The sequence below is a fragment of the Escherichia coli genome (genome assembly GCF_036503815.1).
In the GTDB taxonomy this organism is placed as follows: domain Bacteria; phylum Pseudomonadota; class Gammaproteobacteria; order Enterobacterales; family Enterobacteriaceae; genus Escherichia; species Escherichia coli_F.
Window position 1 is genome coordinate 22,385 of sequence record NZ_AP027765.1, and the last position, 19,013, is coordinate 41,397.

Genomic DNA, 19,013 nt, shown 5'->3' on the forward strand with positions numbered 1-19,013 from the left:
CTGTCTTATCAGAATTATGTATAGAGGTAAGAGTTTGCGGGTTAGTCGCCTACGCCCCCCGCCTGTTTTCCACGTCGCTTCTCAATCGCCCATTTGAGTAAAGACGCGCAGCGGTAAAATCCGTGGGCAAATTTTCCGTATGGAATGGTCAAAAAAAGCGCCATGACCACGCCAAGATGGATGGCAAGCAGGATCCCCATCCATGAGGTGTCTCTTCCCGCCAGCAAACCTATACCGGTCAGGCTGGTCAGGAGCAGCAGTAAAATAAAACCGCGATCCATCGGTTTCTGTCGCGCGTCGCCATGCAGTGGCGAGCGCTTAAGGTTTAACCACAGCAGGCCTGCCGGGCCGACAATTAAACCGATTCCTCCGAGCGTGCCAAGCATGACCGGCACGCTGAAGAACGGGTAGGGGGCTTCCCAACCGGCGAAGTAGTGGTAACCTGTCGCCACCACGGTCGCGGCGAAACAGAGCATAAAGCCGTAGAAGGTGAAATGGTGGAAACGACGACGCATCAATGTGAAAGCATCGTCCGCCTCGTTGCAGCCTTTGCCATGACCGCCGTCGAGGTATTTCAGCGTCAGCGCGTTGTGCGACGCTTCGGCAATTTCCGCCGGACGCGGCCCGACGGGAGAGATCTCGCGCCAGAAGCGGATCACCCCTGCCATTAGTAAACCGATCGCCAGCATGAAAACCGATCCAAACATCCATGCCAGCAGGTTGTGCGGGAAGATTTGGTAGAAATCACCGGCCAGCGGCGGATGGAGTAGCGATCCCTTCATCCCCATCGCGAGGAGTAAAAAGAGGATCAGACTAAAGACCAGTGCCAGCGTCACGGTGACGCCAGCCTGGCGATACAGCGCCCCGAAGGCCGCCGGTTGCGCGTAGTGTTGATACGTTTCTAGACGCACTTCCGCCATTGCTTTCGGCACGTTGATCGCAAACTCATGGGGTGGAGCATACTGGCAGGCGTGCAGGCAGGCGCCGCAGTTATGGCACAGGTTTGCCAGATAGTTAATGTCGGCTTTGCCAAATTCCAGTCGCTGAGTCATCGCCGGGAACACGGCGCAAAACCCTTCGCAATAGCGACAGGCATTACACACCTGCATCACCCGCTCGACTTCAGCTTCTGGCTCGGTGAGAATTTTGGCCTCGATGATCAGTTTTTCAAGCTGCTTCATGATGCGCCTCCTTACGTGCTGCCTGCGCCGCTTCTTTACCTGCGATGCGACCAAACGTGGTGCCGATGGACATGCCGACACCGGCGGTATAGCCCTTGCCCAGTACGTTGCCAGCCATCATCTCACCGGCAACGAACAGGTTACGGCTGGGGGTGCCTGCGAAGTGAACCGCAGCGTGTTCATTCACTTTCAGTCCCAGGTAGGTAAAGGTGATCCCCGGTCGCAGGGCATAACCGTAGTAAGGGGGCGTATTAATAGGCCGCGCCCAGTGCGTTTTCGGTGGCGTCAGGCCCTGCGTCGCGCAGTTATCCAGCTTCGTGTGATCAAACTGACCCGGCTGACAGGCCTGATTGTAGTGCTCCACGGTATGGGTAAAGCGTTCGGGATCCAGCCCCAACTGGCGGGCCAGTTCACTCAGCGTATTGGCCTGTGCGCCGGGGAAAACCGGCGGCATAAAGTGACCGATCGCTTTACTGTCGATAATGGAGTAGCCAATCTGCCCCGGCTGTTGGGCAACCAGACGCCCCCAGATGGCATAGCGTTTCGGCCAGAAATCTTCCCCTTCATCGTAAAAGCGCTCCGCGTCCCGGTTGACTACCACACCAAGTGAGACGCAATCCACGCGGGTACAAATGCCGCCGTCGTACAACGGAGCCCGGGCATCAATCGCCACACAGTGGGACTGAGACGGATCGCCGATAATGTCAGCACCGGCATCGATCATAAACTTGAGCAAGACGCCCTGATTAAAGCGGGTGCCGCGAATGAGGAAGTTATCGGCTGGCCATTCGCCACGAGCGTTCTCTCCCCAGGCGTCGCGCAGCCATTCGCGGTTGGATTCAAATCCACCGGCGGCGAGTACGCAGGCTTTCGCCTCAATGCGCTCGTGGCCTGCCAGGGCTGCGATGAATTCGCCGTTGTGCAATTCAAGTGCCTGTACCGGAGTGTTGTAGCGAATCTGTACCCCCAGCTTTTCTGCGCTGCGGTAATAGGCGTTCACGAGGGCTTTACCGCCGCCCATGAAGAAGGCATTGGTACGCGCCACGTGCAGCGCGCCAGAGAGCGGAGGCTGAAAATTAACGCCGTGATGACGCATCCAGTCGCGACACTGGGAAGAGGTCCGGATCACCAGTCGCGCCAACGCTTCATTGGTATTGCCTTCGGTGACACGCCAGAGATCCTGCCAGAACTCCTCTTCGGGATAACTCTCGACCAGCACATCCTGTGGCGCATCGTGCATACAGCGTAAATTGCGCGTGTGTTGGGAATTCCCGCCGCGCCATTCCCGGGGCGCAGCCTCTAACAACAGCACGGAAGCTCCTGCCTCACGGGCGGTTAAGGCGGCACATAACGCGGCATTACCACCGCCAATCACCAGTACATCAACCATCGTCTACTCCATTACCATTTAACTATTTGTTAAATTTGTAATTGAAATGTATACGTATGATTGTATGGGCGCTATAACGAATAGCTAAAGATGGGTTTAGGGAGCGTAAAGGGTTGCGCCCGGCCAATGACCGGTTTTAACGAGTTCACGCATGACTTTTGTGAGTATTACGCGGACTGCAAGACCGGCAGGGGTGAGTTCATCGTCCGACAGACTGACCAGAAAATTGGGGCGGCTGAGGACAGGATTATGGACGCCGATCACTCTTAGCGCTTCCCTCTCAAGATGAGAAATGGCTGCACCGGGTTGCAGCGTGGCGCCGAGTCCGCTGCCAACGGCGCGCATCAGTAACGTCAGGCCGTCAATTTCCGTGGCAATATCGACCTTCAGTCCGTGTTCCTGACAGATGGCTTCCAGTCTGCCACGCAGGCCGTGTCCCTGGCTTGGCATGATCAGGGGAATATTCGCCAGTTGAGCAGGCGTTATGGTGTCATCCGGAATATCCGCCAGCAGCTCGTGTGTGCCAATCAGAAACAGGCGCTCCTCAAGAACCGGTCTGGCGTTCCAGCGCAGGATTTTCTCTTTTTGAAACACGACCGCCAGATCAATCTGGCGCGTGTTGATCATCCGTTCCAGATTACCCGACAGGCTTTCCACCACATGCAGGCGAACGTCGGCGTAATGTTCCCGCATGGCATGAATAAACGGTATTCCCAGGATGGAGGCGGTGCTGGGGGCCATGCCGACGCTGACGTGTCCAGAGAGACGCGCCTCGCGAGAGGCCAAGATCGCATCATCGGCGTGGCGTAGCGCCAATTGTGCCTGCGAGTAAAAAGCCAGACCGGCGTTAGTGGGCGTGACGCCGCGCGAGGTTCGTTGCAACAGACGAATGGAGAGTTCATTCTCCAGCCTCGTCATCTGTTGACTGAGTGCTGAGACACCAATGCCGAGATCAAGCGCCGCGATGCCCATACTACCGGTTTCCACAATACGGACAAAATAACGTAGCTGGCGAAGTTCCATTGCGATTCTCCGGAGAAGGCTGGGATATTTACATTAAATCAACATGCTGTCAGAAGAAAGCACTGAGTAGAGAATGGCGCGCATAACAAAACAACCGACTAGTTGACTTTTCAGAATAGGGGCAGTTTGGTGATCGTCACCAGTATATGCAGCGTCAGCTGCATGGAAGGCGGCACTTCGTTGTTGCATATGGCACAGGAGTAAAACCGCCGAAGCCCGGCGTAAGCCGGTACGGATTGACAGGTTTCACCTTACCCACCCCCCGCCCTGCCAGGCCATACCCGCTTTCAGCCATGATAGAGTTTTTGTGCGCGGTCGGAGTGGTCCCGACGAGGGTTTACCCGAAGTCGGGGCGTATCTCCGCGTTAGCGGGCCGTCAGGGCCGCTTACGAGCGTGTACTTCAAATCTTCCAGCCAGAAGACTGACAGCAGCGAAGATTTCTAGTTACAACATTCATAATTAAAAGCGACTCTGTTCCGGCCCTTTGGGCCGGGGCGGGGCCGCTTTTCAGTTATGAGGGGGGCTTTGTGGTTTCAGTTCTGCGCGGGACCGGGGTTTTTCTGGTGGTTGTATCTTAGTGTTGTAACTAAAGTGGCTCCGGTCGGGGCCCGCCGCTTGCGGTGGGAGGTGCATATCTGTCTGTCCACAGGACAGGCAGTGAATAGGTTTTCTTTTTAAATGAATGTAGTTAAGTAGTTTAAAGGAGATATAAACAGGTGTTTAAAAGATACATTGCACCCTGTAAGGCTGGCGGATGGCGCTTTATGACATGAACGGTTGTAACCTTATGGGGAAGTCCCTTGCAGTTAAATGTGGATAAGCAAAATTCCTCGTCTGTGAGGCGTGTTTTGTATCAAAAACAGGAGGGACCGGATGCACCTGAAGGTGGATGATGAGGTTGTTTTTTGTATGCGGTGCTGTTTTTTTGTTCGCCGACAGGCTTCAGGCGTGCAGATGCCTCCGGTGCGGGCCGGATTATTCAGAGGAGGTCACTTTCAGGGGGAAGCTGTGGCCAGCCGGCTATAATTACGGTTACGTGACAGAATCATGCGCTCTTTCACACGACGCTCCACTTCGCGTTTTACCGCCTCACGATTGGCAGTGAAGCGCCCTTCCGAGATTTCACGCGTCAGCTGCCGTTTCACCAGGGTGACGATATCCTGACGTTCCCTGTTCGCATCACGACGCGCACGGGCACGCTTTATTCCACGGGACTTAAGCTCTGTCTGGTAACTGCGGAAACGCTCACGCACAAAACGCCAGGCTTTCGCTATCAGTTCATCCATACCCAGGGTATCCAGTCCCTGCTTTTTGCGCTGTCTGTTTTCCCATTCAACACGACTGCGGCGCGCAGCAACTACTGCATCCTCAGACACATCAAGGGCGGCAAATAGCGCCGGTGTGAACGTGATATCGGTCGGAATGTAGCACCCGATAAGCGGATCATATTCCGTCTGGTAGATAATCAGTCCCAGCTCTGCAAGGAACGTCAAGGCTCGGGTGGCCCGGGTGATGGAGAGTTTTCCGGCAGCAGACTCCGTCGCCAGTCCGCACTCAATGGCCAGCGTAGTGATGGAGCACTGGACACGGTTGGCCAGCGGGTCATAGTGAAAACACAGCCCCTGCAGCAGCGCATCAATAGCCCGGCGACGCAGTACCGGTGGCATGCGCCGACGCAGTCCCTTCGAACGGGCATGTGCCACATGAATGGCGAAATCAAAACGGGAGGTGAAGCCCACCGCCTTTTCCATCAGTTTTTCGCAGAACTTCAGCGTTCCGGCACCTTCACGGGGTGTGAACACCGGATTCGGGTTTTTAACCTGTGAATAGTATTTTTGAAGGAGATCAGCCATGTCCCCCTCCAACACTATTCCCCCTCCTACGGGCGGCAACTAGCTCGTCTGGGCCGACACGTAAAGTTTCGAACATATCTGGTCTGAACCAGATGGTTCCTCCATCAAAAGCGATGAGATGAAGATCATTATCAAGAGTTTTGAGGGTTCTCCAAACACGAGTGTATGAACCTCCACTACAAACTGAAAGCTCTTTAACAGATAAGTTAACTTTGTTCGTATCAGGGATGTAGTGTGCGCACATTACTTGTACGAGGGAAACATAAAAACTAACCATCGACGCGCTGATTTTATTTTTACGTTTGCCATGCTCTATTGCAAGCAAACCTCTGATGAAGATCAGATGCTTGAAGGAGTCAAAATGAGCCCTTTTCTGGAGAAGGCTGCAAAACGGGTGAGGATACTTGCTGGAATCAATGTGAAGATCTGGTTCAATCCCACCCGCTATTACTGAATGTGTTTCATGATTAGCCACACCATCCTGCACTTACAATGCACAGAAGGAGTGAGCACAGAAAGAAGTCTTGAACTTTTCCGGGCATATAACTATACTCCCCGCATAGCTGAATTGTTGGCTATACGGTTTAAGTGGATCCCGGTAATCTTCTCCTCGTCGCCAAACTAGATGAAGATTATCGGGGTTTTTGCTTTTCTGGCTCCTGTAAATCCACATCAGAACCAGTTCCCTGCCACCTTACGGCGTGGCCAGCCACAAAATTCCTTAAACGATCAGCAATCTACCACTCACTCCTGAGATAAGCAAGAATGTGAATATTTACGAAGTCGCTCTGCGTTTCAGCTCTGATTCAATCAGTTTTTCAAGCATCTGCGCCTGAGTAATACCTTCCTCATCCGCCAGTTCACTCAGCCTGTCTTTTAACCGGGCCTGAATAACCGCATGAAAAGCCTTATGAGTGTTGCTTCTGCGAGCCAGAGAAGCTCTTTGCCTCTCTCTGGCCGGAACAGGGTTACCTTTCCGGTATGTACGCTTGGTGCCTGATGAGGAAGTCACTGCATTTTCTGTCTGCGACATCTCGCCTCCTCAATTCTCAAACAGGGATCGTTTCGCAGAGAATACTACAGTTTTTTGAAATCAGCGACTTGAAAGTTGTGACGATGATCTGTGTTGGCGCACAAATCATGTCTGATTACGACCGTTTAATGTGATTTTGATAATGAAATGACTGAAAAGCGGGAAATGCCTTAGCCAGGGTGCCGGCCCCGGGCGGGACCGGCTGTTTCTGGTATATAGGGTGTCTGCCCCTGAAATACCTCACACTTCCGGAAAGCGGGGACTTCCGTCCCCGCCCGGCAGCTTACTTCCGTGCTTCGTAGGCCAGAGTTACCTGCACCACTGTATTTCCTCTGTGAATATTCAGCTCACATAACCGTTCCCTGAATATCAGTGAAAAACACAACACCATGGCGCACACGGCGAGCAACCCGATAAGGGCATATTTCGTCATAAACTTTGACCTCTCTGCAAAGAAGAGGCTACAATCAGTAGTGTTAAGGTACTTCATGCAGACCTCACGAGTTAATGGATTAACGAGTGGGGTCTTCGCATTTCTGGTACCTGCGTCTTGCCTGAACCAGAAAGGCTCAGACACCCGCCGCGATAATACCACATTCCCTGTTGCTGACTATTACCCCCATTTGCCTGTTTTTGTTACAAAAACGCCGGGAGCGGGGGAAAACTTACTTTTTCCCGTTTCCGGGGGGGACAACTGAGCATTGCGAACGCGTCAGCTACGATGTTCCGGTGATTGCTGATCAGCCCCTGTTGTATTCATAAACTAATTAACATTCATTCCGTCTGGTGCATAAATCTGCCCGTGAACATCTGCAGACAATACCGACCATGAAAAAATAAATAATCCCAGTAGAATATATTTCCTCATATTATTATCCATAACAAATAAATGGCACCTGTACACCTGTATTTCAGGCAATCCTGAATATTGCAGCGCACATTGAATAAGACGTTATTTCGTGACATTAATCACAAAATATAAAATCGCGACTTAATACGGAAAAAACTCTGTGCTACTCAGAACTGACTGGTCATATTGCCCGACCGGATATTAAAAAAGCAAATCTCATAAACTCCTTTCAGCCTTCTGACTCCTGGAGTAATGAAGGCTGCTTTTTCGTTACACCCTTCCCCGGCAGCGCCGGTAGCAGTGTTCAGCCCTTTTTCGGGCAAACTGCTGCCAGTCTGTCCGGGGCGCAACACAGGCAGCCCGTCGCCATCCTTCTGCCGCTTCCATCCAGCGTCCACTGACCTCCAGAATAACGGCCCGGCTTCCGGCACGCTGCCAGCGCCGGACCTGACCGTTCCGTGAACTGTTTCTGAATCCATTCATCTTTATCACTCCTCTTTAACCCGTCAGTATTATGGTGTTAAATAATCTACTGAATTGGCTTCCTTTCGGGTACGGAAGTTATTTCCTTTTAAGCCTTATTTCCCTGCCTCCTCTCTCTGATGGAGGCTTTTTTTACTTCTCATCAAGCACGGCCTGAAGTTCTGCCTTTATCTGGTTCTGGCGGCGGATTTTATCCAGACGCTCTGCCGCATACGCTTCCTCCTCCTGAGAAATATGCTCCGTCACATACCCTTCCGTGTCATACCGGCAGGCACCGGCTTTCATGGCACACAGATAGCTTTCTGAACGGGTGATGGCCTTCAGCGCCCTGCGCAGTTTTTTATGCGAGAGCGGGATATTCCGCTGCGCCACGTCTTCCAGTAACACGTCCCGGATACCGCAGGCCAGAAGCCGGGGGGTGTCACCGTCAAATAATCCCGGCCACCAGGGCTTCAGGGTGTTCACGGCTTCATCCAGTGTGGGCAGGTTCAGATAAATGGACAGCGCCTGTCTGGCCTGCGCTTTTTTTGCCGCCAGCTCTGCCTCCCGAGCCGCTTTCTCCGCCAGCTTCTGCTTTTTCACCTTCCATTTTGGTGGCGTGGTGACATTGATGATGGTTTTCCGGTTGCGGACAGGCGCTGTTCCCTCTGTCTTCCGCTTCAGTGTCAGTACCGGTCGCTTCTGCTCTGTCATGCTGTGTTCTGCCTCTGACGAATCATCCTCTTGCGGCCAAAGATACCATACCCGTCACAGCGCCAGAACGCCCAGCACAGCCAGATGACAGGCATAGAACGTCGGGAAAAAATCCCCGGGCCAGAAACGGGGTAATGATTTTCCTGCACACGACACCAGACCAACGGTCAGCACCGTCATCACAAGGCCGGCCACCGCCGCTGCATCACTGGTGGCAAGGTTAAGCGCCGGAATAACAGCCAGCAGGCAGGCGACCAGCGCCAGACGTTCCATTCTGTCTTCCGCCCGGTACAGCCTGTGGTTGACTGCCAGCATCAGCAGCCCGGCAATGCCGTAACTGGTGCCGGAGAAAGGCAACCACATTGCCAGAAGCAACATGGTCTCTGCGGAACGCCACCAGGTGCGCGTTTCACACCATATCAGCACCTGTGCCGTAACTGCAAAGGCAAACAGGATATTCCCCTCATACCAGGGAAAGCCGGCCAGATAATATGCGAACTGGGCAATCACCGCCCATCCCCACAGCCGGTTAATGGCCTCCTGCCGGATATGCGTATGACGGGACAGATTCAGCCCCCACACCAGGGCAAACAGCGGAAAGGCCCCACGCCCGACCAGAAACATCCACGACTGGTCCAGATGCAGAATGCGGTTTGCATGGTCCAGAACCATCAGCACCAGTGCCACCGTTTTGATGATATCCCGCTGTCCGGGTGACCAGACCAGCAACGACTGCAACCAGGTATCGGTCCGGGCAGCCAGTGAATCATTACGTGTTGTGTTCGTGTTATCCGTTGTCATCAGCGTTTATCTTCCTGTATCAGTCTCCGCCCAGGGTTTTCTCTTTCTGCAGGTCACGAACCATATCCCGCTCCATCTGCTGCAGTCGCTCCTGCAGCAGATTTTCCCGGGCAACATCCCGGACCGCTTCCCGCACCCGTTGTGGTTCACGCAGTACACTCTCCGGCAGCGCGGCTTCCCGTTCAGATATGGCAGACCGGTCACGCTCCAGCCCGGCAATATCCCTGACAGCCTGCTCTGTTTTGCCGTCCGGCAGGTCAGGTTTGTTCTCTGCCATTTTACGGACAATTTCATCCGCACGGCGTTCCGTTTCACGGCGGATGGCCTCTTCAGCTTGCCGCTGTGCCAGTACCTCTGCCGTGACCGGTTCGCCATTTCCGGCTCCCGGCTGAACGCTGTTGTCCGGGATATCCCCCCACACGCGACCACCGGTGATGGTACCGGGATTCCACGGACGACCTTCACCGGCGATTCTTACCACCACACCGCTGTCAGGATTATCACGGGCAATCCGGACACCATCCTGCATATTATCAGCCAGCAGGCTCTCTCCGTTACGGCTGCCCTGCAGGGCCACGAACTGCGCATCCCCACTGCCTTTCACCCGGCCTTCACCACTGAAGCCCCGCAGCCCGTTTCCGTCATCCGTGGTCAGCGGATTCAGCCAGATACCAGCTGACTTGCCGTTACGGTCAAAAGCCGGCAGTGCCACATACGGCTGCGGATATTTGCGCCCGGGTGCAATAAACCGTGCAGGACTGTCTCCCCCGGCCAGCCCTGCCTGACGGAGAACGGCACGGCCGGCCGCCACGTCCCGCAGCTCCCGCGCCGTACTGAACAGCCGCTCTGCATTCATGACCTCCCGGTCCGATTTCGGCTCAAGCACATCGTGGGCAGTTCCTTTCTGTACGGCATTGTTAATGGCATCCGTCCAGCCCTGACGGTTATCGGTATACACCTGCACATGCTGCTTCATACGCGACAGGGCCACGTAGGCTGACTCAAAGCCGGCCATCTGTTTCCGGCTGCCTCCCGTACCTTCAAGCGCGATGGCAAAGGTTTCACTTGCCCCCTGCGCACCGTGGGCGGTGATGGCATAGGCCAGGTCAATATGTTGCTCTGCCCGCTCCTGACCGTGGCGAATCACCCGGGTCTGCTGTCCGTCCGACAGCGTGACACTGTCACCGGAAACCGCTGTCACCGTCCAGACGCTGTTGGCCACATAACCGCGCTCCCGGTCACTCTTCGTGAAGCGCATCCGGTCACCGGTTCCCACCCGGATGGTGTCCGGGGTGTACAGTGTGACGCCTTCAGCCACCGCCTCCCGGGGCGAAATCAGCCGCGTGTTACCTTCAGCATCCTGCAGGGTTATCAGCCCGTCATCCCTGCTGATACCGGCAATCCGGTGATACACATTATCCACCAGGGCAAGTGCGTCCCGATGTGTCTCCCAGGTGGAGAGACGACGCAGCTCCCCGTCGCGTATATTCGCTATGTTCAGGACAGGCACCATGACCTGCTCTTTTCCCAGCTCACCGGCCTTTTCCCGTGCATCATGAATCATGCTGTTCAGCACGCGCCGGTCCTCATTCAGGTGCGTGACAATCAGCGTCTGCTCCCGTGCTTCCGGTGTTCTGCCGGTATAGTCGCGGACAATGGCTTCATACAGTGTCATGGGGACATCCGGGAAAGCCTCGCCTTTCAGCATCGCCTTCTGCTGCGCTTCTGCCAGTTTCGCTTCCTGGCTGTGACTGAACTCCATCACGGAGTGCTCCGGTGCCCATGCGCCCTCCAGACGTGGCACCTGAGACGGTTTCACACTCTCAAGCCCGGATAGTGCCCTTTCCACATCCCGGTTAATCAGGTTGTATACCGCCTCCCGCAGTTCCGGCGTCTGACGCACAATCTCCTTCATGATGGCCACATCGGCAGCACTGCGCGTCTGCTGGAGACGGAAAGGCTGACCGGGCGCGATGGCCTGCAGCTGGTCCGTGTCACCACTGGCCACGGCACGACCGCCACCGGCCACAATCAGGGCGTATGCCCGTGCCATGTCGGTATTGCCCACCATTGAGCTCTCATCGAGCAGGAACAGCGTGTTGCTGAAATCCGGCGTTTCTCCGCTGCGCTGCTGCAGCTGCGTGTCATGCAGAAAGGACGCCAATGTCTGCGCATCCACGCCGGCGCTGCGCATCTCCCCGACCGCACGGTGTGTGGGACCCAGCCCAACGACACGGGGACGCTCACTCTCCGGCAGCATGTTCACGGCTGACATCACCGCCCGGAACTGTGTGGTCTTACCCACACCTGCATAGCCCTGCACCACCGTGAAGCGGTCGGACGTTTCCAGTATCATGCGGGTGGCGGCGCGCTGTCCTGATGTCAGTTTCTCCATGAGTTCGCCAGGTACTCTCTCCATCAGCGGCGTGACCGCCTCCTTACCTTCGAGAATATGGCGAAGAATGCTCTTTTCTGCCTCATACGACGCACGGGAAACCAGCAGGCCTGTGCCATAGTCTTTTGCCACATCCACATACAGTAAATCACCCCGTTTTATCTGCGCATCGATTTCCCCTCCCAGTTCAGTAAAACTGGTTCCTTCTGCAGCAAACGACTTCGCCTCTGTCAGCAGATCCACCATGCTGAAGGCCAGGTTTTTACTTTCCAGCACAGGAAGGGCCAGATGAATGGCCTGCTGTGCCGGCGTGTGAAGCCCGGCTTTCTGCAGACTGATAGCGGTTTCCAGCAATGTCTCACCGGCACGCGCCTTTATCTGCTCAGAAACCACCGTAAAGGAGGGATGGCGGGCAAGTTTTTCCGCAGTACGGGTTTCATCCAGTGAGGAATACAGCCGGACATCACGACCGCTGCGGGCCAGACCGTTCAGGGTGGCGTTGTCCATTGCCATCTGTGTGACGGAGGCAAAAACCTTCGCACTGTCGCTGACGGAATGCCCGGGCGTTTCCACCCATCCGTTCTCCAGCTTCAGTGCCGTGAACGGTGAATCAGCCACAGGCAGGGTGGCCGGTTCAGCCCGCCCCGGCACAACAACCGTCATCGCATCTTCACTGACGGATGCCACCTGCAGGCGGTCACCGCCGGAGACGCGGAGTCCGGGAATTTTCCCTGTCACCCTCAGTCGCTCGCCGTCTGCCACCGGCATTTTTTCCGGCAGGAACAGCGACCAGCTGCTGTCCAGGGAGGAAATACGCACCACCTGCGTTTCACCCTGCGCATCCCGCAGGGTCAGGCTGTGACTCTGCGCCGTCACCCGGTCGATAACATAGCGGTCATGACTGCGTGTCTCCGGGTTCCACTGCTCCATCACCATCCCCGGACGGTACATATCCCGCAGATAACGGCTCCGGCTGTCCAGCCAGACCGGTGACAGGGCGGTCATGGTTACCTCCGGGTGTCCGAGCACGCCCTGTGTTTTCAGCTCACTGCGAATGGCCTGTGTCAGTATGGCCTGTTCCCGTCCCCCGCTGACCTGTGCCACGCTCTCTTCTCCGGCTTTCACGCTGGCCGCAAAATCTCCTGCCAGCCGGGCATAGCGGACATTACGGTCCGGTTCACTGATGATGGTGGCCGGCCGCTGTTCTCCCCCCTGCCAGCGATATGTGTTCACCCCGGCATCTTTCATGGCCATCAGTGCACTGCCTGTACCGGTTCGCTGCCCGCTGTCGGTTATCAGGACCTGTACGTTATGACGTGCAGCACCGTCCAGCAGGGTTAACGTCTCTTTCAGGGAGAGTTTTTCGCCCTGGTCAACGATAACAGTACTGCCCGGCGTGAAGGCCATGCCCTCCTGCAGCTGACGACGTCCGGTTATCAGCTCACCGGACAGCCGTTCATCCTGCTTCAGGTTCATCTGCGAGCGACGGTCAGCGGCGATAATCTGCACCTCCCGCCCCTGCTCCCGGGCCATCATGACCAGCTCCGCCACCCGCTCACGCTGCCCGGCTGCACCGCCCTGCCCGGACACAATAGCCAGCGACGGGCGATCCTGTGCCAGAACACTGACCGCATCGCTGTAACCGGCCGTCCGGGGGACACTTTTCTCCGGATGTACGGTCACCCGGTTCTGTTTCATGATGTCACGACTGAGTGCCCGGACTGACAGCTCATCGAGCACATGAATCCCGGACGTGAACAGCCCCTTCTCACGATCGAGGGGGATAAGCTGCTCACGGCTGATGGCCTCATCGATACCGGCGCGTGCCCGTTCAATCACACCATTTTCCGGCGGCAGTATGCCGACCGTTCTGGCCAGCACGTCCGTGTACGTAAACTGCACTTTGCGTTCACTTAATCCGGCAATCGCCTGTGTCACCGCCTGCTGCACATCCGGCCCGTCCGGTGAAGCAGGCCCGGGCGCCTGCGTGCGGGTCTCCGCCCGTTGATCCTCCGCGTCACGATACGCCCGGATGTCGAACCCGGTTTCCCTCAGCGTCTGCATCCATTCAGCCATTCTGACTTCAGGATCGACGTGCTGTTTGGATTTTCGCGTATCCAGTGCCGCCACATCCCGGGATTTCAACGAGGCGTCCTCCCCGACGGCCTCCCGGATAGTCTGCGAGCGTCCGGAAAAGGCCTCCACCGGTACGCCCGGCATTTCCCACATACCGTGCTTACCGACCACTTCAGTTTCATAGCCCAGCGCCTCAACCTGCTCTTTCAGTTTTTCCCGGTAGAGCCTGCCAAAGGCAATCTGATTAGCGTACACATTCTCAATGAACCCCGTTTTCCCCACTTTGTCACTGCTCAGTGTCTTCCATTCGCCGTTATGCTGCGTGACATTAGCCACCACCGCATGCGTGTGTAACTGTGGTTCCTGACCGCGACTGGTGTCGTGGTTAAACAGTGCCATCACCAGATTACCGGTCAGCACCGTTTCTGACTGTCCGTCCGTCATCACCCGTGTGGAGGCCAGCGCCTCCACCTGACGGACAGCAAAATCCACGGCCTGGTTATGTGCTTCAATAAGACGTTTGTCCCCCCCGAGCATGGCCATCATGGAGACACTTTTGGGAGCGGAAAAGGTCAGGTCGTAGCCGGGACGATGCCTGTTACGGCCATCCTGCATGCGGCTTAAATCCGCCCCGTCTGGCAACCTGCCCTCCAGAAGGCGGGTAAAGACATCCTTATCGACACTGCCCTGCAGCCCCAGTTGTTCAGCCCCCTGGCCGGCCCAGCGTTCTCCCATGCTGCCCAGCACATAGTAATTATCCTTGTCGGTATAATAGTTCCCGGCACTTCCGGCCGATCTGACCTGCGCAATACTCATCATAAACGTATATCCCTTTGACATATCCCGGCATCAATCCCACAATGGATATACACAAGACATATCCACATAAGGAGGCAAATAATGGAAACCACCGTATTTCTCAGCAACCGCAGCCAGGCGGTCAGACTGCCAAAAGCGGTTGCATTGCCGGAAAACGTAAAACGCGTTGAAGTGATTGCTGTCGGACGAACCCGAATCATTACGCCTGCCGGAGAGACATGGGACGAATGGTTCGACGGAAACAGTGTCAGCGCTGATTTTATGGATAACAGGGAACAGCCTGGTATGCAGGAAAGGGAGTCATTCTGATGCTGAAGTTTATGCTCGATACCAACATCTGCATTTTTACGATAAAGAACAAACCCGCCAGTGTCAGGGAACGTTTTAACCTGAACCAGGGGAGAATGTGCATCAGTTCGGTCACTCTGATGGAGCTGATATATGGTGCAGAAAAAAGCCAGATGCCTGAACGTAATCTCGCTGTGATCGAGGGATTTGTTTCCCGCATTGACGTTCTGGATTACGACGCTGCTGCTGCCACACACACCGGCCAGATAAGAGCAGAACTTGCCCGTCAGGGACGCCCTGTCGGGCCATTTGATCAAATGATCGCAGGTCATGCCCGCAGTCGGGGACTGATTATTGTGACTAATAACACCCGGGAATTTGAACGTGTGGGCGGCCTGAGAATTGAAGACTGGAGTTGACCTGTTCATCAGAAATCATCTCCCGGCTCAACATCCTCCCCGCGCTCCCGGTGCACATTAATGTTCACCTCTTCACGACGCTGCATCTGCTGCTGGATGTCCAGATGATTTTCCTGTTGCCATGCCTCATAAGCGGCCATATCCACCACTTCACCGGATTCACTGATCCCGGGTGGCAGTTGCTGTTCCATCTCTTCTTCCGGTTTCATTTTCAGTTCCTGCTCGATCCCCCCTGCCGGAACATTCACACCTGAATCTGACTTCTTATCGTTGATGGCAGGAGACACCGGCTGTTGCGGCTGTTGCGGCTGTTGCGGCTGTTGCGGCTGTTCAGCCTGAGTCACGTCTTCTCCGGAAACAACCTCCGGGACATCCGGTTCGAAGAGGCTGGCCATCTGACGACCTTCTGCTTCCCTTGCGGCAAGTACGGCACTCAGACGGTTCTCCATTTCCGGGTTGATGTCACGCGGAATAAACTCCGGAGCGACCTTCGGTCGTGTCTGATATTTCAGAGAGAGTTTTACTGCCGGATACGGTCCGGGCAGGGTGACATAACAGGTCAGATCCGGCAGAGACTGAATGTCGGAATAACTGACCAGAGTCTGGCGCTCCATATCCTTACCGGTCGATACCCCGTCACGTACCGGATCAGCACCGTAGGAATACTGCTCGCTGGCTTTCAGGTGCTCTTTCTCACCAATTTCACCGGCAGCGAACTCTGCAATCTTATGGCTGGGAGAACGGAAAAAGGCACGGGTGTTCATGACGTCAAACAGCGAGGCAGCCGCTTTCTCACCGTAGATATCTTCCAGCTGGGCATAGGACTGGATACCAAACACATAACAGCCACCGAACTTACGGGCTTCCGGCAGGATCTCCACCAGGTCCGGCAGTTTGTGTAACGTGGGTAACTCATCACAGAAAAACCACACACGACGGTTACGGTTTTCTCCCATTGCCAGCAGACCACGAATGGCAATGGACAGCCACATGGAGATCACCGGCTTCAGGGAGGCATGGGTGTCGGCATTCGACGAAATAAACAGCCAGCCGTTTTTCTGATCTTCCCGGACACCACGCATCCAGTCACGGATGGTAAAAGACTCACCGTTATGCTCAATCCCCTGCAGGTAACGGATGGCTTTCACGTAGTTGGTCAGCACAGCACGGATGGAAATCGCCGTTTTCTCAATTTTCTCTTCCACCAGGTTAGCCGCCGGTGAATTACGCAGGAAGGTACGCAGTTTTTCGATTTTGATGGAAAGCAGTGTGTCCACCAGTTTGCTGTAGCTGCGGTTGGGGTCATTACGCATCAGGTACGCCGCTTCCGCAAAAATGGTACGTCCTGACCCCTGCCAGAACGGGTCCTCTTTTGTGCCCATCGGGATCAGCGTGTTCGCGGTATTATCAAAATCCGGCTGTGTCAGGCACTCCTTCCACAAATCCCAGGCGGCACAGCGGGCATCCAGCGGATTCAGGATTTTATCGATGGAGGGATCATAGTAACTTTTAACAAATTCCCCTGAACGGTCATAAATCACCACCATATCTCCACGCTGACGGGCGTAGTTGGCCAGACGACGGATAACTTCCGACTTACCGGCCCCGACCGTGCCGTGCAGACAGAAGTTCTGGATTTCGGAATCCCGGATAATCGGCAGGTCGCCAATCCGTATATCGGAGTCCTTGCCGTCTTTTTTCAGCATCCGGGCAACGTCTTTCGGATTGTCTGTCAGCTGACGACCACCTGTGACTTCATTTTCGCTCTGTTGTTTACCCTGACGCCCCAGAATCCAGGAGACAACAAAGAAGGTAATCAGGCAAATAACCAGTGCCACAACTGTGGCCAGAACGAATGCGGACCATAGCTGCTCTCCGCACCAGATCATATATTTATCATGCAGTACCTGAGCAGCATTCATCCGGAAGGTTTTGCCGTAATACTGGATCTCATATACCGGCTGGGACTTGATTAAATCCCGCATGCCTTCCAGCGTGGTACACCACCAGTAAATACAGCCGTTCACAAACGTCTGCCAGCTTATTTTTACCCATAAAACCAGACCAACGAGTATCCAGAAAAAAATAAACAGGCAGTAAAGCATAATATTGGCGATCTGGCTGAACATGCGGATACGCATGGACGCAATCTGACCGCCCTGGGTCATATCCTTTGCGTTAAAACTCATGATGATATTCCGAAGAAAAAAGTCAGTCGGACTGATTATTAATGATGAAAAGATTAATAACCGTTAAATTCCGGCTTCGCCGGCAACACTTCACGGTCGCACAAAGAATTTGCACAACCGCTCAGTGTTTTCATATTTATTTCGGAAACGCCGGGGAGAAATAAAATTTATTTTATTTCTTTCCGGGGTTGGACAACGAGTAAAGCGAGGCGTCAGTCAGGAGGCCGGTCAGACCAGCCTCCGGAAGATAATCAGAGAATATTTGCGATTGATTTGGCCAGCTGGTCTTCGAGAACAGGCTTCGCCTCTTCAAATTTCAGGTTAACCTTGTTCGCACTGGAGACCACACGGGTCTGATATTTATGCTGGTTACCTGTTTCAGTACTGGTCTGAATTTTCGCACCTGATGTGCCCTGACGCAGGGCGGCAACATTATCCGTTGTCACCGTTGTCTTAGTACGCTCTGCAATCTGCACATCCGTGATCATGGTATAGTTCACATCTTCCACCATCGCATCTGCAGCCATACCCACCAGACCAGCAGCAAGGCCCACACCGAGTGTGGCTCCGGCAGAATTGGAATTATATCCGGTAATACCGGCACCTAACGCTGCACCAACAGCTGCGCCTTCATAACCACGGTTCAGCCATCCCTGAGACTCCCGCAGATCCATCTTATCGGCCTTCAGCACATTCGCCTGAATCCAGTAGTAGGCTTTATCCGGAGAAGTCACCACCTGATACCCTTTTGCTTTCACAGCATCAGCAATTTTGCCCTGCAGCCCACTCATGTTTTTATCAGACGTGTTTTTGATCTGCAGAAATACCGTGCGTTCGCTGGCGGGTTCAAGCCAGATGGTCTCACTCATCTGGGTCTTCACCTCAAGGTTACGCTTCTTGATTGCTGTGCTCATCGCACCACACCCTGAAAGGGCCAGAGTGGAACTGACCAGTGCAACCATCATCAATTTTTTTGTTTTCATCAAATTACCTTTTTTACAAACTACAGTTTTCTTATTGCCTGTCATAATAGTCCTGCCAACGAGTCCCAAAAGTATTTCCCGCTGAATCAAAGCCTCCATGCATAGGATATCCGGTTGAAGGGTTATAGTAGATCGTTGGGGTCTGTTCAATGCCCCCGAAGTCTAACTTTTCACTCCCATCATATTGGTCTTTGAGTTGATTTTGCCCCCATTTTTTTATGCTTATGCAACCACTAACTCGCCTTAATTCGTATAGTGTAACAATGATAAAAACCATCAGGCTTAATAACGGAGAGAGTAAGGAAGATACTGGTATCGTTATATACCAAACGCCTTTACTAAACTTAAACTCATCCGACACATCCCGTTTTTTTCGTATTTGAGAGAACAACCAGATAAACAGTCCCTGCCATAGCACTATGAAGAACAGCATAAAAACTGTTTCGGCATTCCCCCAATCAGCCAGATAACAGGCGATAAACTGTATCACCGTTACCAGGGCAATATGGGCTAAACATCTCATTATCATCTCCCAA

17 protein-coding genes are annotated in these 19,013 nt (G+C 54.3%); 2 read left to right on the forward strand and 15 right to left on the reverse strand.

Annotated elements, in window-relative coordinates; genetic code table 11:
- Positions 1-41: 41 nt before the first annotated feature.
- The 12 genes from tcuB to traI all read right to left on the reverse strand — a co-directional run bounded on the left by tcuB (position 42) and on the right by traI (position 14,598).
- Positions 42-1,181 carry a tricarballylate utilization 4Fe-4S protein TcuB gene (gene tcuB, locus AABJ99_RS23905; RefSeq protein WP_097731802.1) on the reverse strand — a complete coding sequence of 380 codons (1,140 nt, stop codon included), beginning with the start codon at positions 1,179-1,181 and terminating at the stop codon, positions 42-44.
- The gene (tcuA, locus tag AABJ99_RS23910; RefSeq protein WP_016230922.1) at positions 1,168-2,571 is read right to left on the reverse strand and encodes an FAD-dependent tricarballylate dehydrogenase TcuA; all 1,404 of its coding nucleotides are present in this window, start codon (positions 2,569-2,571) and stop codon (positions 1,168-1,170) included. Before tcuA ends, tcuB begins: the two co-directional genes overlap by 14 nt.
- 96 nt (positions 2,572-2,667) lie before the next feature.
- Positions 2,668-3,594, reverse strand: coding sequence for a tricarballylate utilization LysR family transcriptional regulator TcuR (gene tcuR, locus AABJ99_RS23915; protein ID WP_097731803.1), 927 nt, complete (start codon positions 3,592-3,594; stop codon positions 2,668-2,670).
- 996 nt (positions 3,595-4,590) lie between these two features.
- Positions 4,591-5,448 (reverse strand): incFII family plasmid replication initiator RepA, encoded by an 858-nt coding sequence (gene repA / locus AABJ99_RS23920; protein WP_097731804.1) that lies wholly within the window; start codon positions 5,446-5,448, stop codon positions 4,591-4,593.
- A complete protein-coding gene (locus AABJ99_RS23925; RefSeq protein ID WP_338387582.1) occupies positions 5,441-5,923 on the reverse strand; it encodes a hypothetical protein in 483 nt (160 codons plus the stop codon). Before AABJ99_RS23925 ends, repA begins: the two co-directional genes overlap by 8 nt.
- The gene (gene tap / locus AABJ99_RS23930) at positions 5,916-5,990 is read right to left on the reverse strand and encodes a RepA leader peptide Tap (RefSeq protein ID WP_001442103.1); all 75 of its coding nucleotides are present in this window, start codon (positions 5,988-5,990) and stop codon (positions 5,916-5,918) included. The genes AABJ99_RS23925 and tap overlap by 8 nt, the downstream gene beginning before the upstream one ends.
- A gap of 233 nt (positions 5,991-6,223) precedes the next feature.
- On the reverse strand, positions 6,224-6,481 hold the full coding sequence (locus AABJ99_RS23935; RefSeq protein ID WP_000083845.1) for a replication regulatory protein RepA: 258 nt from the start codon (positions 6,479-6,481) through the stop codon (positions 6,224-6,226).
- Positions 6,482-6,764: 283 nt separating this feature from the next.
- Positions 6,765-6,971 carry a Hok/Gef family protein gene (locus AABJ99_RS23940; RefSeq protein WP_032355860.1) on the reverse strand — a complete coding sequence of 69 codons (207 nt, stop codon included), beginning with the start codon at positions 6,969-6,971 and terminating at the stop codon, positions 6,765-6,767.
- Between the two features lie 630 nt (positions 6,972-7,601).
- On the reverse strand, positions 7,602-7,814 hold the full coding sequence (locus AABJ99_RS23945) for a hypothetical protein (RefSeq protein WP_089574766.1): 213 nt from the start codon (positions 7,812-7,814) through the stop codon (positions 7,602-7,604).
- Positions 7,815-7,946: 132 nt separating this feature from the next.
- Positions 7,947-8,507: a fertility inhibition protein FinO gene (locus tag AABJ99_RS23950; RefSeq protein ID WP_097731806.1), complete on the reverse strand. Its 561-nt coding sequence runs from the start codon at positions 8,505-8,507 to the stop codon at positions 7,947-7,949.
- A 54-nt stretch (positions 8,508-8,561) separates the two neighbouring features.
- Positions 8,562-9,308: a conjugal transfer pilus acetylase TraX gene (gene traX / locus AABJ99_RS23955; protein ID WP_201524626.1), complete on the reverse strand. Its 747-nt coding sequence runs from the start codon at positions 9,306-9,308 to the stop codon at positions 8,562-8,564.
- A gap of 19 nt (positions 9,309-9,327) precedes the next feature.
- Positions 9,328-14,598 carry a conjugative transfer relaxase/helicase TraI gene (gene traI, locus AABJ99_RS23960; RefSeq protein ID WP_338387583.1) on the reverse strand — a complete coding sequence of 1,757 codons (5,271 nt, stop codon included), beginning with the start codon at positions 14,596-14,598 and terminating at the stop codon, positions 9,328-9,330.
- Positions 14,599-14,679: 81 nt separating this feature from the next.
- Here traI and vapB point away from each other — a divergent pair, with 81 nt between their 5' ends.
- Both vapB and vapC read left to right on the forward strand, forming a co-directional pair.
- Complete coding sequence (gene vapB, locus AABJ99_RS23965) at positions 14,680-14,907, forward strand: toxin-antitoxin system antitoxin VapB (RefSeq protein WP_000450532.1); 228 nt, start codon at positions 14,680-14,682, stop codon at positions 14,905-14,907.
- Positions 14,907-15,305: a type II toxin-antitoxin system tRNA(fMet)-specific endonuclease VapC gene (gene vapC, locus AABJ99_RS23970; RefSeq protein ID WP_000911317.1), complete on the forward strand. Its 399-nt coding sequence runs from the start codon at positions 14,907-14,909 to the stop codon at positions 15,303-15,305. The genes vapB and vapC overlap by 1 nt, the downstream gene beginning before the upstream one ends.
- A gap of 8 nt (positions 15,306-15,313) precedes the next feature.
- Here vapC and traD read toward each other — a convergent pair whose 3' ends face one another.
- The 3 genes from traD to AABJ99_RS23985 all read right to left on the reverse strand — a co-directional run bounded on the left by traD (position 15,314) and on the right by AABJ99_RS23985 (position 19,006).
- Positions 15,314-17,494, reverse strand: a complete 2,181-nt coding sequence (gene traD, locus AABJ99_RS23975) for a type IV conjugative transfer system coupling protein TraD (protein ID WP_097731809.1) — start codon at positions 17,492-17,494, stop codon at positions 15,314-15,316.
- A 251-nt stretch (positions 17,495-17,745) separates the two neighbouring features.
- Positions 17,746-18,477, reverse strand: coding sequence for a conjugal transfer complement resistance protein TraT (gene traT, locus AABJ99_RS23980; protein ID WP_123032535.1), 732 nt, complete (start codon positions 18,475-18,477; stop codon positions 17,746-17,748).
- 31 nt (positions 18,478-18,508) lie between these two features.
- Positions 18,509-19,006, reverse strand: a complete 498-nt coding sequence (locus tag AABJ99_RS23985) for an entry exclusion protein (RefSeq protein ID WP_097731810.1) — start codon at positions 19,004-19,006, stop codon at positions 18,509-18,511.
- Positions 19,007-19,013 lie beyond the last annotated feature (7 nt).

What these genes read in the sequence shown, in the direction of transcription:
- tcuB (WP_097731802.1), bottom strand. Translation starts at nt 1,181, where the DNA reads ATGAAGCAGCTTGAAAAACTGATCATCGAGGCCAAAATTCTCACCGAG.
- tcuA (WP_016230922.1), bottom strand. Translation starts at nt 2,571, where the DNA reads ATGGTTGATGTACTGGTGATTGGCGGTGGTAATGCCGCGTTATGTGCC.
- tcuR (WP_097731803.1), bottom strand. Translation starts at nt 3,594, where the DNA reads ATGGAACTTCGCCAGCTACGTTATTTTGTCCGTATTGTGGAAACCGGT.
- repA (WP_097731804.1), bottom strand. Translation starts at nt 5,448, where the DNA reads ATGGCTGATCTCCTTCAAAAATACTATTCACAGGTTAAAAACCCGAAT.
- AABJ99_RS23935 (WP_000083845.1), bottom strand. Translation starts at nt 6,481, where the DNA reads ATGTCGCAGACAGAAAATGCAGTGACTTCCTCATCAGGCACCAAGCGT.
- AABJ99_RS23940 (WP_032355860.1), bottom strand. Translation starts at nt 6,971, where the DNA reads ATGAAGTACCTTAACACTACTGATTGTAGCCTCTTCTTTGCAGAGAGG.
- AABJ99_RS23945 (WP_089574766.1), bottom strand. Translation starts at nt 7,814, where the DNA reads ATGAATGGATTCAGAAACAGTTCACGGAACGGTCAGGTCCGGCGCTGG.
- AABJ99_RS23950 (WP_097731806.1), bottom strand. Translation starts at nt 8,507, where the DNA reads ATGACAGAGCAGAAGCGACCGGTACTGACACTGAAGCGGAAGACAGAG.
- traX (WP_201524626.1), bottom strand. Translation starts at nt 9,308, where the DNA reads ATGACAACGGATAACACGAACACAACACGTAATGATTCACTGGCTGCC.
- traI (WP_338387583.1), bottom strand. Translation starts at nt 14,598, where the DNA reads ATGATGAGTATTGCGCAGGTCAGATCGGCCGGAAGTGCCGGGAACTAT.
- vapB (WP_000450532.1), top strand. Translation starts at nt 14,680, where the DNA reads ATGGAAACCACCGTATTTCTCAGCAACCGCAGCCAGGCGGTCAGACTG.
- vapC (WP_000911317.1), top strand. Translation starts at nt 14,907, where the DNA reads ATGCTGAAGTTTATGCTCGATACCAACATCTGCATTTTTACGATAAAG.
- traD (WP_097731809.1), bottom strand. Translation starts at nt 17,494, where the DNA reads ATGAGTTTTAACGCAAAGGATATGACCCAGGGCGGTCAGATTGCGTCC.
- traT (WP_123032535.1), bottom strand. Translation starts at nt 18,477, where the DNA reads ATGAAAACAAAAAAATTGATGATGGTTGCACTGGTCAGTTCCACTCTG.
- AABJ99_RS23985 (WP_097731810.1), bottom strand. Translation starts at nt 19,006, where the DNA reads ATGATAATGAGATGTTTAGCCCATATTGCCCTGGTAACGGTGATACAG.